We start from the raw sequence: 12,537 nt of genomic DNA on the forward strand, positions 1-12,537 counted from the left end.
CACTACTTCGAGACGAGGTTCCGCCAGAAGTTCCTGAGACTCTCGTCGCCTCCGAACAGCGAACTGAAGATCGTGGAGTCCGCCAGCAGCACATCGCCGGCCCGCTCACCGCTCGGAGGCATCCACAGGAACATGTTGAACTCGGTGTTGCCGGCCTCGGTGAACGGATGCGGCCTGGAGGTGTCGATCGGCTGCCTGGCCAGCACGTGGATGACATCCGGCTCGTCGGTCGTCACGGCGTAGTGCGGCAGGTGCATATGGAAGTTGAAGTTCGTCACCCCTTCCAGCCACCCTTTCGCGTCCAGGTCCCTCACCGTGGAGAGCGGGGCGATCTTGTTCTTCTCCCGCACCGCGGGGCGCAGTCCGTAGCGGTTCTCGACCGGCACCGCGAGGCCCTGCATCAAGTCCCGGACGTAGGTGGCGAATCGCTGCTGGCGGGGGACCAAGAGATCGCCGTGATGGTGGTACTCCACGTCCCGAACGGCCAGATCGTCCGATGCCCCGACGTCATGGTGAGGCCCCAGGACCAGACGGGCGTCCTCCCGGCCGAGGAAGGCCCGCAGTGCCTCAACCTCCTCGGGCTTGGCCTCCTGCCCGGTGACCATGTGGTCCAGCCCGAACACGAAGAGAGTGTCGGTGTCGGCCAGTACGCGCTCGTCGAGCGGGGTCCGGAACCCGGCCTGGTCGATGCGCTGATACACCGGAACGGGGTGCCCGGTGACCTCCTCGACGAACTGCTGGAACGGCACCCAGGCCCAGAAGAACAATTCCAGTGAGCCGGCGATGCCCTGCTGGAAATACAACGGGTCGGACCACTTCGGATCCTCGTAGGCAGGCCACGCCACCCGCCTGACCTCCGTCATCGTGGAGAACCGGTTGTCCAGCTCAGCCGGATTTCTGCCCGCTTCGGCCGGATAGCTCCACGAGACGTAGATGCTCACCCGTCGCCGACCAGGGGTGTATTCGCGCGGGTTGTGGTTCTGGTTGTAGGTGCGCGCGGTCCTGACCTCGCTCATCTCGTCTCCGATCCGCAATGTGACAAGCGCAACGACAGCCCGCTCTCACTGCAACTGGTCGAGCATCTCCGACAGGGCACTCTTGATCCGCAGGGCCTTCTTGACCTCGTCAGCGGACACGTACGGGTACTCCCCGTACTCGATGAAGCTCGGACAGTGGTGTTCGCGCACGAACCTGACGAACGCCTCAGGGTTGGTCCGCCAGTCCTCGGGGAATCCTTCGAGGTTCTCGAAGGCCGTGTTCACCCCGGCTTTGCCGAAAAGCGCGATGGCGTCCTCGGTGTACTTGTCGAAGTCGGTATCGAAGATCCCCTGATACATGAAGCGCGTGTCGTCGTCGAAGAGCACCCAGCGCAGGTAGTGCAACTTCAGTGGCGCCAGGAGATAGGGGTCTTCCTCCAAAGCCTTGGCCAGAGTGTTGCCGTAGGCACGCATTGCGTCGGCCCGGCCCGGCTTGACCTTCGCGACGATGGTGAACCCATAACACGCCGGCGTCTTCGGAAAGACGGGCCCGTATTTCCCCTGCTCGAGCCGGTCGATCTTGGGGATGACCGCCGCCTGCGGCTTGATCTCCATGTCTGCTCCTCCCGCAACCTGCCGGCCGGGAACAATCTCTCCGATTGTCCCACGCAGCACGCCCATCCGCCTCGTGAGCAGTACGGCCGCGAGTGCGGGCAACACCGTCGGCAGCCTGGCCGAAGCATGCCGAAGAGAAGGCTGGGATCCATGGTCGTCGAGGCGATCGGCCGGCGGAATCTGCGGATGACCGCCCGGTGTTGACCATGTGCCAGACTGCGGCCAATGCGCGACGGCCTCAACTTGGCGGCGGCTCTCGGCGATGGCTCACTGCCCGCCCTGCCCCCCGGTCAACCGGGCTTCGCCCTGCCTGAGGCAACTTTGACGCCTCGTCACCTCGAGCACGGTTGCGGTACGCCCTGATAATCACGGGTGGGGCAGCAGGTGGGCGGCCGAGCGGGCCCCCTGTTGCGGGAGACCGCCCGGCCGGACTGTGTGGCTACCGGACGTCGTAGGCGCGGGTGATGGTCTGGGTGACCGCGTTGCCGTTGGAGTCGGTGAGGGTGGCCTTCAGCGTGACCTGCTTGCCGGCGGCGCCGGTGTGGTCGAGGACGGCCGTCCACTTGCCGTCCTGCTGCTCGGTCGGCGCCTGGGTCCAGGTGGTGCCGCCGTCGTAGGAGTAGGACATGGAGGCCGCTGTGATCGTGCCCGGGGTGTACCCGGCGTGGCCCTCGGCCGACAGGCCGACCTTGATGCCGCTCTGCGCGGGCAGCGTGTTCGTACCGTCCACCGGCAGGTCGTACGCCGGGAAGAGAATCGGCAGGCCGCGGGAGTAGACGTCCGGCTCCAGGTGGGAGCGGAAGCTCCAGGTGGTGGTGACAGCGGTGGAGCGCAGCCAGTTCCGGTCCGAGGTGTCGATCTTGGACAGGTTCTGGGTGAGTTCGTACGCGGAGTCCTCAGCCGGAACCTCGAACGCGTCGTACGGATAGGTGCTGGTGGCGATCTGCTCACCGTTGCGCTTCAGCACCAGGTTACCGAGGTCGCCGAACGACCCGCCGTAGGACCAGTGGTCGCCGGAGGCGTCGAGCCAGAGCGCGTTCTGGAAGCCGATCAGATCGCCCTGCCGCTCGGCGGTCAGCATCAGCTTGCCGTCGGCGTCGCGCGGCGCGGCCGGCCGCAGAGGGCCGCCGTACCACTCCTCGGCACGCCGCTCTCCGGCCCGGTAGGTGCGCTCTTGGTCGTTCATGAACGCGGCAAACGGGAAGCTGGTCATCGCGCCGTGGTACCAGGCGTCGTCGCCGGTCGTGTAGTAGGCGGTGCGAGTGCCGGGCACGTGGACCGTGCCGAACGGGCTCACGGGGACGTAGGCGCCGCTGCTACCGGTGGGGCGGATGAACATCGCGTCGATGTAGTCGGCCTCCTTGCCCATGGCGTTCCACGTTTCGGTGACCTGGGCCAGCTTGGAGTCCTTGGGCTTGTAGACCTGGTCGGACCGCAGCGGACCCCGGGTCGGGAACGACAGGTTGTAGACGTAGGGCGAGCCGTTCTCGGAGCCGGTCGCGCGCCAGGTGGGCCGGAACTCGAAGGTGCCGTTCTCGGCACGTCCGTCGACGTCCGCGTAGAACTTCTGGACGGTGTTGCCGGCCATGAGCGATCCGGATATCTGCCAGGTGTCGTCCCACGTGCGGGCGTAGCTGAACGTGGTGTTGTTCACCTTCGAGGGCCGGTCGGTGTGCAGGCTCAGCCGGTGGGCCTTGCGAGCGTCGAGGACGACGGTGGTGTCACGGGTGATCCGCAGCTGCGGGCGCCCGAGGTAGCCGATGGATTCGGCTGCGTTGTTCGCATCGTAGGTGGCCACGAAGGCGGCGAGGGCGTAGTCGCCCGGGCGCACGCTGTACGTCTGCTCGGTCGCGCCCTGGTTGCTGCGGCGCTCGCCCTTGTCGGTGTCGAGGCTGACCAGGTCCAGGGAGGAGGCGCCGGTCGCGGGCTTGCCGTTGCGGTCGATGACCTCGACCCGGAGGGTGACCGTTTCGGGCTGGACGTAGAGCGTGACCGGCACGGAGACGTGCGCCTTGCTGCCGGTGGCCATGATCCGGCCGGTGACGGCACCGTACTGGGCGGCCTTGAGATGGGCGGTGGGGTCGATCCGCACCGGCACCTGGACGGTGGCCCCCGCGGGAACGGTCACCTTGCCCTGCTCCAGCTTGATGACGCCGGAGTTGACGTCGCTGCCGTCGTTGCCGCGCACACCGCTGACCTTGAGACTCAGGGCGAGGTCGCCTGAGCTGGTGTTGGTGAAGGGCACCTGCACGGTGGTGCGGTCCGAGGTGTCCTGCGGCCAGTTGTAACTGCCGCCCTGGACGGCGGGCGCGGAGAGAACCTTCTGGTGCACCGCCGCGGCCACGTCGAGGACGCCGGCCCCGGTCTGGTCGGCGCCGGCGACCTTGCCGTCGGTGCGGGCGGAGGAGACGAGGGCAGCCTTGATCTGCTGCGCGGTCCAGTCCGGGTGGGCCTGGCGGACGATGGCCGCTGCGCCTGCGACGTGCGGGGTCGCCATGGAGGTGCCCGACATCGTCTGGTAGGCGTAGACGCCGCGTCCGCCCGCGTTGGCCGCCGAGATGTCGACGCCGGGGGCAGCGATCTCGGGCTTGAGGGTGTGGGTGACAGCCACCGGACCGCGGCTGGAGAACCACGCGGTGGTGTCGTCACGGTCGACAGCGCCGACGGTCAGCACGCCGGGCGCGCAGCCGGGCGAGGAGACGGTCTCGATGCCCGAGCCGGCGTTGCCGGCGGCGACGACGAACAGGGTGTGCGTGTTCTGCGAGAGCTGCTTCGCGGCCTCGGCCAGCGGGTCGGTGCAGTCGCCGATCGCGGGGTTGCCCAGGCTCATGGAGACGACATCGGCCTGCTGGTCGACGGCCCACTGCATACCCGCGATGATCCAGGAGCTTGCGCCGGAGCCGCTGTCGTTGAGGACCTTGCCGATGAGCAGGTCGGTCCCGGGGGCGACGCCCTTCTTGCGGCCGTCACTGGCCGCTCCGGAACCGCCGACCGTGGAGGCGGTGTGGGTGCCGTGACCCTGCCGGTCGTTGGTGCTGTTGGAGTCTGTGAAGTTCTTGGACGCGGCGACCCGGCTCACCAGGTCCGGGTGCCCGGCGTCCACACCCGTGTCCAGCACGGCGACCTTGGTGCCCTTGCCGTCGTAGCCCTCGGCCCAGGCCTCCGGCGCGTGCACCTGCTTGGTGGACCGGTCCAGCGTGGCCTTGACCTTGCTGTCCAGCCACAGCTTCTTCAACGTGGAGGCAGAACGTGAGCGGGTGTTGGTGACGTCCTGCCAGAAGGTGGCGGCAGTGTCCTTGCCGGCCTTGAGCGCGACGCCGTCCACAGCCGGGAGGCGCAGGCCCCGCTCGGCCCCACGCGGGGCCGCCGGCGCGCTGTCGGCAACGTTCACACTGTTCCGGTAGGTGGCGATGAGCGGCAGCGTGTCGGTGTGTGTGTCGTCGTATCCCTGGCGGATCAGCCCAGTGACGTTGAACAGCTGCTCGTCGACCTTGCCCTCGGCGATCGCCCGGGAGGCATCCTCCGGGTAGACGTAGAGGTCCTTGCCCATCTGAAAGGTCTGCACAATCGGCTGTGTGCCGTCCTCGCGGGGCAGCACGGCCGCCGAGCTGCGGCCCGACGTGTCCGTGGTCACCAGGACCTTGTCGCCGGTGATGAGCGTGACCGCGACCTGCTTGCCACCCTTTCCTGCGGCCCCGCTGCCGATGACGGGTCTCTTTCCCGAGGCACCGTCAGACGGCGTATCCGCCGCCCCGGAAGGCGCTACCGCAGTGACAGCCAGGACGGCGGCGGTCGCCGCGCCCAAGGCTATACGCGCTATGGGATGCATGAGTCTCCCTACTTGAACCGTGAACATGCCATGCTGCGGCTGCATCCTGGCAGACATACGGATCACATAGGGTTGCCGTGCGTGACGGGTTTCCCACGTGGCGGTATTCCGTCACGCGGTCAAGTCAATTGGTTCGTCAGCTCGGTGAATCTTCGGGTCCGGCAGGTGGGGGTACACCTCGCCGGGCCGACGCTCGCCCTCGTCCCTCATCCCCTGAGCCGTCGAGAGCCGACAGGGACTCGGTCAGGTATCTGTCGGCGTGGGTGCGCGTGCCGCCGCTCCGGTAGATGTCTCCAGCCCGGTTCACGGGCCCGCCAGCGGTGAAGCGGGAACCCGCCAGGAGTTGGCGGCCGCCCTCGCAGGGGGACCACCAACAGATAGAAAGTCCACGGCTCGCAGGCCGAAGAGGAGGTCAAAGCCAGCCCGTACGTGCAGCGTGCCATCCGAGTTGCAGGCGCGACTCCACTCCGGCAAGGTCCATCAGACGGCGTATCCGCCGCTCCACGGTGCGTATGGAGAGACCGAGTTGCGATGCCGCCCGCCGGTCGGAGATCCCTGCCAGCAGCAGGGCGAGGACCTCCAGTTCCTCCTCGGTCGGCTGCTGATCGACTGCCGACTCCTCGTGCACACCCGAGGTAGTGGCAAACATCGGCCGGGCCTGGGCCCATTCCTTCTCGAAGAGATGGACCAGGGCCGTCAGCAGGCCGCTGTGGTGCACCACGATTGCGCTCGGCTCACCGCCGGAGTCCGCCGTGTCCAGTGGCACCATGGCGCGCTCCCGGTCCGACACAACCATCTTCAGCGGCAGCGAATCGACGAGGCGAAGCTCGAGGCCTGCCGTGACGGCCGCCCGCACGTCCCGCACAACGTCGTGACCGTCGAGGTAGTTCTTGGCAGCCACGACCCGGAAGTCGACCCCGCGGTCCAGCGCGGAACTCTCCGACGTGTCGGTATCCTCGCGCGGCACCGCGATAGGCTCGCCGACGAGGAAGACAAGCAACTCCCGCTGTGCGCCGCGCTGCAGTTGGTGGAACCGGTGTGCGACCTGCTCCACGCCGACGACCACCTCCACGACACCGCCCGCAGTGTGTGCGGCGGTAGTGCGGTACTGCTCGGTCAGCATCGAGAACGCCGTCTCGGCCTGGTGCAGTGCGTTGCGCTGCTCGACTAGAAGCGGGGCCAGGGCCACCGAGGGCGGTGTGAGCCGGTAGCGGGCAGGCTGGAGGCCGGCCTCGCAATCGGCCGAGTCTGGTGCCCCACTCCCGGCCTCGGTGGCGACGGCCACCAGGCCGCGCGCCGCGAGGTCGAGCAGGATGCGCACGCTCTCGGCCATCTCGAGTCCGGTCTGCCGGGCGAGGTCCTGCGCGGAGGCTGTCGGGTGGGCCAGCAGTGCCGTGTAGATGGCCTCTTCGTCCGGGCCCAATCCCAGCGCCTGCAGCATCCGGCTCCTCCTCGGGCGGCCACCGTGTCCGGCCCTGGCGCAGCTCGCGTGCACCGAGCGGATTCTTCTCAGGCGAATCCTATCTCTCTGTCAGATTGCCGCCATTGGCAGATTGCCTGGTCGATACCCCGGCCAGGATGCCGATCACCCGGGCTCTGGCCTGCTCGAAAGCCGACGTGCGCGAGGTCCTGATGGCGCTCCTCGCCCGCGAATCCCACCTGGCACCGACCGCCCCGGACTCATACTGATCACCGACAAGGCGGGCCGGCTCCCCCTCCGAGGCCGCGACGTCCGACCCCGCCTTCCTCCAGGCGCTGCTCGACGCCAAGGACGCTCTCACCTGCGCCCAGGCATGCGCCGGCCTCGCCCCGGAGGCGGACGCCCGCGCAGTCACGGAGGCCGCCGACACCCCCCGCTTCGACCTGAAGGATCTCGCCCTGCGGGCGCGCGGCGGCAACCCCGTCATCCCTCTGGTCGCTGACCTCACGGCCGCCGTGCCACGGGGGTACGGCCCCTGCGTCCACCGGGGCGCGACCAAGCAGGACATCATGGACACCGCAACGATGCCCGTGGCCGCACGCCCCTCGCACTGGTCCTCACCGACCTCGATCGGGCCCAGCACGCCGGGCCGGTAGCGACGGGGCGCGGTGACCGTGGTCAGGTCTCCGCACCCAGCCAGGTCTCCCGTACGGAGCGGAGCGGGTCGCGCTCCGTACGGGACTCGGTATTCCAGATTCGGGTCTCGCGCCGCTCGGTGGAGTAGGCGGGCCAGGCCGCGCCGGGGTCGAGGTCGCGGACGAAGCCGACCCAGGCCGCGTGCACGGCGTCGGCGAGCTGCTGCGGGGGCGCCTCCCCCAACGCCTTGTCGACCCCTTCGGCGCCCAGAAGGTCGAAGGCAAAGGGAAGGTCGGCGCAGTGGTGGGCCAGGCCCTCGAACGCGGGTGCGGTCGCGGTCCAATCGAACTGGTAGAGCCACGTGGGGAGAGCGCGGCTCGCCCGGGACTCGGCGAGGGCAAGGGCAGGTGCACGGAAGATCTGGTCGGTGAGGGCCTGACCAGCCTCTCCCTCCGCGACTGCGTTGAACTCGTGCGCGGTGCAGCCGATCATCAGCGGAATGTCCTGGCCCGCCACGCCGGCGATGAGTGCGTCCGGTACGGGTTCGGGGATCAGCGCTCCGTCAGCGAAGGGGGCGAGGACCAGCATCGGGAGGGCATCGCGATCGGGACCGGGGGCGTTCAGCGCGTCCTGGAGGGCCAGGATCTCCTCGTCCGTCAGGCTCTGGAGCACCGCGGCCGTGACGGGCATCCCGGTGCGTGCGGTGAAGAGCTCCGAGACGGTCGCCGCGAGCTCGGGGCCCTGCGGTCGCATGACCGCGCCCGAAGCCGAGATCGCTGCCCGGAACAGGCCCGCCGCGGCCGGCGTGGCCAGGAGTGTCTGGACCGCGCCGCCGCCTGCCGACTGTCCGGCGACGGTCACCTTGTCCGGGTCCCCACCGAAGGCGGCGATGTTCTCCCGTACCCACCGCAGGGCAGCGATCCAGTCGAGCACCCCGCGGTTGTCGGGCGAGTCCTCCACGTGCAGGAAGCCCTCGATGCCGAGCCGGTAGCCCAGTGATACCAGGACCACTCCGTCGCGGTTGAAGGCGGCGCCGTCGTACCAGGGGCTGGCCGAGCAGCCCGCGACGAAGCCGCCGCCGTGGATCCACACCAGGACGGGGAGGCCGGTCTGCCCGGCGGCGCGGGCCGGGGTGAACACATTGAGGTTCAGGGTGGATTCGCCGGGAACGCAGGGCTCGGGGATGGTGGTTGCCTCGGCGAACGGACGGCGCTGCGCGGTGGGTCCGTACACGCGGGCGTCGAGGACCTCGGCCCACGGCTCCGGGGGGACGGGCGCGGCGAAGCGGAGCGGTCCGATCGGCGGCCGGGCGTAGGGAATGCCGAGGAAGCGGACGCCTGTCTCGGTCCGTTCGCCACGCACCGGTCCGTGGCTGGTACGGATGATGTCTTCCGTCATGCGGGGCCTCTCTGATGGTGTCGGTCAGTGGCGGGGCGCCTCGCGCTCGATGTAGTGGCGGGTACGCGCCAGGCCGTCCTCGGCCATGCGGTCGGCGGTGACGGATGCGACGCCGGTACACCCATCGTGGAACAGCGCCGTGGCGTCGGCCTCCCTCACGGACTCACTGCAGGCATCGTCGGGCCGCTCCTGGCAGCAGCCGCGTCCGGTGTCAGCTGTCGAAGCCGAGACCGAAGCGGTCCAGGGCCTTGAGCCAGAGGTTGCGCCGGCCGGCGTTCTCGTCCGCGCGGGCGAGGGACCACTTGGTGATGTTGATTCCCATGGAGCGGACCGGCTCCGGCGGGAAGGGCAGAGGCTTGCGCCGGACCATCTCCAGCGCGGTGCGCCGGGTGCGGTCGCCTGCGAGCAGGTCGAGCATGACCTCCGCGCCGAAGCGCGTGGCACCGACGCCGAGGCCGGTGTAGCCGGCGGCGTAAGCGACCTTCCCGCGGTGACTCGTGTCGAAGAACACGCAGAAGCGGGTGCTGGTGTCGATGGCGCCGCCCCACGCGTGCGTGAAGCGGACCCCTTCCAGTTGCGGGAAGGTCCGGAAGAAGTGCCGGGCGAGGGTGGCGAAGGTCTCCGGCCGCTGGTCGCGCTCGGCGCTGACACGGCCTCGGTAGCGGTAGACGGCGTCGTACCCGCCCCAAAGGACGCGGTTGTCCGCGGACAGGCGTACGTAGTGGAACTGATTGGCACTGTCCGCGAATCCCTGTCGGTTGCGCCAGCCGACGGAAGCCAGCTGGGCGTCGGTCAGTGGTTCCGTCATCAGGGCGTAGTCGTACACGGGCACGGTGTACGGGCGGTGGCGGCGGACCAGGGAGGGGTAGGCGTTGGTGGCGAGCGCCACGCGCGCGGCGTCGATGCGGCCGTAGGGGGTGCGGACGGCGATTCCGGAGCCGGCCTCGGTGAGCTCCGTCGCGGGAGTGTGCTCGTGGATGCGCACTCCGAGGTTCAGACACGCCTGCTTCAGGCCCCAGGCCAGCCTGGCCGGGTTGACCATGGCGACGTCGTCCTTGTTCCAGAGGCCGCCGAGGAAAGTGGGTGAGTCGATCTCGGCCCGTACGGCGTCGGCGTCGAGGAGGACCGGGCGGCCGCCGTACCGGGCGGCGCTCTCGGCCTCCTCCGTCAGGCCGGCGACCTGATAGGGCTCGGTGGCCACGACGAGAGAGCCGGTGCGTTCCCAGGCGCAGTCGATCCCGTGCCGCTCGATCGTGTCCTCGATGGCCTGGAGGTTCTCGCGGCCCAACTGCTCCAGCAGGCCGATCTCGTTCGGCCAGCGCTGCAGTCCGTTGTTGAGGCCGTGGGTGAGGCTGGCTTCGCAGAATCCGCCGTTGCGGCCCGAAGCCGCTCCACCCACTTCCTGCGCCTCGATCAGCACCACGTCGGCGGACGGGTCGCGTTCCTTGGCGATCAGTGCGGTCCATAGTCCGCTGTATCCGCCGCCGACCACGAGCAGGTCGCAGCGGGCAGCCCCGACGAGAGCGCGGGCTGCGTGGGGCCGGTCGGGGTCGTCCAGCCAGAAGGGGATCGGTTCGGCGTCCCGGAGCGAGATGAGGGGGTCCATGAGGCGGCTCCTTCGGAATACGGAGGAACGTGCCTCCGAAGTGCCGCCATCAGACAGTTTCGGGGTTATAACGTCAACGGTGTTGTCGTAAGACCTCAGCCGCCCCCCGGCTCGTCGCCCCCGGCCCCCTCGGTCACGGCTCCGTCGGCCAGGTCGATCCGGTCCAGCATCTCGTCCGCGATCCGCGACGCACCGGGCTCGTACCGCCGCGCCAACTCACGGAAGAGCTCCTCGGCGCGCGCGGCCGGCCAGCCCTCGGGCAAGTGCTCGGCGGGCAGATAGGGGGCGTCGCGCACGAGTTCCAGCCAGTCGGTGTGCAGCAGAAGCTGCAGCGCCATGTCGTCCGCCGCTCCACCCGGCGGAGCGGAGCCACCCCACCGATCAATGAAGGACCGGTAGCCGGTGGCGATCGCGTCCACGTCGAATGCGGCGTGCAACAGAGACCCGGCCTCGGTCGGCGGCGCGGCCTGGCCGTGGAAGGCCCTGATACGGTCCTCCAACCCGAGCTCCGCCGCCAGCGGGGCGACGTCGACTCGGCGCGGCGCAACCCACAGGCCGCTCTGCACAGGGCCGAATCCGGCCCACACCAGGCGCGAGCGCAGGTCGTGCCGCTCACGGCGCCTGGACTCCGGCAGCGAGAAACCGACCAGGGTCCAAGTGCCGTCCCACTCCCGATTGACGGCTCCGTCGCGCCAGATCCGCTCCTGCCCGTCGGAGAGGACAGCGGCCGCGCGTTCCGTGAGCGAGAAGTACATGCGGCGTCCTCGCCGATGCCGCTCCAGCAGACCGCGGCCGACCATGCGCGTCAACGTCGAGCGGACGGCATCCTCGCCCACCCGCACACGGGCGAAGGCGTCGATGACGCACGCCGAAGAGAGCGCGATGTCACGGCCGAGCACGTGGATACCGAAGAAGCTCATCATCAGCGACTGCGGCCTGGCAGATGCGCCGCCCTCGGCGGCGTCCATCGATTCCTGGGGCGAGTGGGGTCGGGTCACGGGGACAGCGTAGGCGCCGCGCTGCTCTCGGAGATAATTATTCGGCACTCTGTTGACCGTCGTTTGAATTTTGCCTAGCTTTGGGGCCGCCGGTCTCCGCTGTGGTCGCCCTTCCCGCACCCGCGCACCGGCCTTCACGAAAGGAAGCAGCATGGATCTCTCCGGCAAGGTCGCCGTCGTGACCGGCAGCGGCCGCGGTCTGGGTCTGGCCTACGCCCGCTCACTCGCCGCCTCGGGCGCGGCCGTCGTCGTCAACGACGTGGACGCGAAGGCCGCCACCGCGGCCGTGGAACAGATCACCGCCGACGGCGGACGCGCGGTCGCGGAGGTGGTGCCCGTCGGCTCCACCGAGGCCGCCGATGCTCTGGTCTCCCGGGCTGTCGACAGCTGGGGCCGCCTGGACGCGATCGTCACCAACGCCGGCGTCCTGCGCGACAAGGTGCTGTGGAAGATGTCGGACGACGACTTCGACACGGTGGTCCAGGTACACCTGCGGGGCACGTTCACCTGCGTCCGGGCCGCTGTCGCACGGATGCGGGAACAGGGCGAAGGCGGACGTGTGATCGTCGCCGGCTCCCCCGCGGGTCAGCGCGGCAACTTCGGGCAGACCAACTACGCGGCTGCCAAAGCCGGAATCGCCGCCATGGTGCGCACCTGGGCGCTGGAGCTGGCTCGCGCCGGAATCACCGCCAACGCGGTCATACCGGTTGCCGCCACCGCGATGACGAAGACCATTCCGGCCTTCGCCCCGCACGTCGAGGCGCTGGAGCTGGAGGGCACCGCGTTCCCCGACAGCCTGCGCAAGGGCGAGGGATTCGGCACCCCCGAGGACGTGGCCGGCCTCGTAGCCTTTCTCGCCTCGGACGCCTCGGCCGGCATCACCGGTCAGTGCATCGGCGTCGGCGGCGACAAGCTCGCGCTCTGGTCGCACCCGCAGGAGGTCGCCGTGGCCTACACCGACGGCGGCTGGAGCGCGGACGCTGTCGCGGCGGCCTGGCCGAGTGCCTTCGCCCGCTCCGAGCAGACCTACGGCATCCCGGCGCCGCAGCTGTGACGGG

At 69.3% G+C, this 12,537-nt stretch carries 9 protein-coding genes and 1 pseudogene; 2 read left to right on the forward strand and 8 right to left on the reverse strand.

From position 1 onward, the window contains the following. Positions 1–2: 2 nt before the first annotated feature. The 4 genes from ACZ7IB_RS14030 to ACZ7IB_RS14045 form a co-directional block, all read right to left on the reverse strand. The gene (locus ACZ7IB_RS14030) at positions 3–1,016 is read right to left on the reverse strand and encodes a hypothetical protein (protein ID WP_470912585.1); all 1,014 of its coding nucleotides are present in this window, start codon (positions 1,014–1,016) and stop codon (positions 3–5) included. Positions 1,017–1,061: 45 nt separating this feature from the next. Further along, the gene (locus tag ACZ7IB_RS14035; protein WP_470912587.1) at positions 1,062–1,592 is read right to left on the reverse strand and encodes a hypothetical protein; all 531 of its coding nucleotides are present in this window, start codon (positions 1,590–1,592) and stop codon (positions 1,062–1,064) included. 439 nt (positions 1,593–2,031) lie between these two features. Beyond that, the gene (locus ACZ7IB_RS14040) at positions 2,032–5,421 is read right to left on the reverse strand and encodes a S8 family serine peptidase (RefSeq protein WP_470912589.1); all 3,390 of its coding nucleotides are present in this window, start codon (positions 5,419–5,421) and stop codon (positions 2,032–2,034) included. A 412-nt stretch (positions 5,422–5,833) separates the two neighbouring features. After that, positions 5,834–6,862 carry a helix-turn-helix domain-containing protein gene (locus tag ACZ7IB_RS14045; protein ID WP_470912591.1) on the reverse strand — a complete coding sequence of 343 codons (1,029 nt, stop codon included), beginning with the start codon at positions 6,860–6,862 and terminating at the stop codon, positions 5,834–5,836. A gap of 263 nt (positions 6,863–7,125) precedes the next feature. On the opposite strand from ACZ7IB_RS14045, the pseudogene ACZ7IB_RS14050 reads away from it, so the two are divergent. Further along, a pseudogene (locus ACZ7IB_RS14050) lies at positions 7,126–7,487 on the forward strand (3-carboxy-cis,cis-muconate cycloisomerase); the annotation flags it as partial. Positions 7,488–7,519: 32 nt separating this feature from the next. Here ACZ7IB_RS14050 and ACZ7IB_RS14055 read toward each other — a convergent pair. The 4 genes from ACZ7IB_RS14055 to ACZ7IB_RS14070 form a co-directional block, all read right to left on the reverse strand. Continuing rightward, complete coding sequence (locus ACZ7IB_RS14055) at positions 7,520–8,875, reverse strand: carboxylesterase/lipase family protein (protein WP_470912594.1); 1,356 nt, start codon at positions 8,873–8,875, stop codon at positions 7,520–7,522. Between the two features lie 24 nt (positions 8,876–8,899). After that, the gene (locus ACZ7IB_RS14060) at positions 8,900–9,034 is read right to left on the reverse strand and encodes a hypothetical protein (protein WP_470912597.1); all 135 of its coding nucleotides are present in this window, start codon (positions 9,032–9,034) and stop codon (positions 8,900–8,902) included. A gap of 52 nt (positions 9,035–9,086) precedes the next feature. Beyond that, the gene (locus tag ACZ7IB_RS14065) at positions 9,087–10,481 is read right to left on the reverse strand and encodes an NAD(P)/FAD-dependent oxidoreductase (RefSeq protein ID WP_470912599.1); all 1,395 of its coding nucleotides are present in this window, start codon (positions 10,479–10,481) and stop codon (positions 9,087–9,089) included. Positions 10,482–10,576: 95 nt separating this feature from the next. Continuing rightward, entirely contained in the window at positions 10,577–11,479 is a 903-nt protein-coding gene (locus tag ACZ7IB_RS14070; RefSeq protein WP_470912601.1) for a PaaX family transcriptional regulator, read from the reverse strand. 151 nt (positions 11,480–11,630) lie between these two features. Between ACZ7IB_RS14070 and ACZ7IB_RS14075 the strand changes: the two genes are divergently transcribed. Beyond that, positions 11,631–12,533, forward strand: coding sequence for an SDR family NAD(P)-dependent oxidoreductase (locus ACZ7IB_RS14075; RefSeq protein WP_470912603.1), 903 nt, complete (start codon positions 11,631–11,633; stop codon positions 12,531–12,533). The last annotated feature ends 4 nt before the right edge of the window (positions 12,534–12,537 follow it).

The sequence above is a fragment of the Streptomyces sp. NPDC037301 genome (assembly GCF_055602785.1).

Coding starts and splice junctions, on each gene's coding strand:
- ACZ7IB_RS14055 (WP_470912594.1), bottom strand. CDS start 8,875: ATGACGGAAGACATCATCCGTACCAGCCACGGACCGGTGCGTGGCGAA.
- ACZ7IB_RS14035 (WP_470912587.1), bottom strand. CDS start 1,592: ATGGAGATCAAGCCGCAGGCGGCGGTCATCCCCAAGATCGACCGGCTC.
- ACZ7IB_RS14040 (WP_470912589.1), bottom strand. CDS start 5,421: ATGCATCCCATAGCGCGTATAGCCTTGGGCGCGGCGACCGCCGCCGTC.
- ACZ7IB_RS14075 (WP_470912603.1), top strand. CDS start 11,631: ATGGATCTCTCCGGCAAGGTCGCCGTCGTGACCGGCAGCGGCCGCGGT.
- ACZ7IB_RS14030 (WP_470912585.1), bottom strand. CDS start 1,016: ATGAGCGAGGTCAGGACCGCGCGCACCTACAACCAGAACCACAACCCG.
- ACZ7IB_RS14045 (WP_470912591.1), bottom strand. CDS start 6,862: ATGCTGCAGGCGCTGGGATTGGGCCCGGACGAAGAGGCCATCTACACG.
- ACZ7IB_RS14065 (WP_470912599.1), bottom strand. CDS start 10,481: ATGGACCCCCTCATCTCGCTCCGGGACGCCGAACCGATCCCCTTCTGG.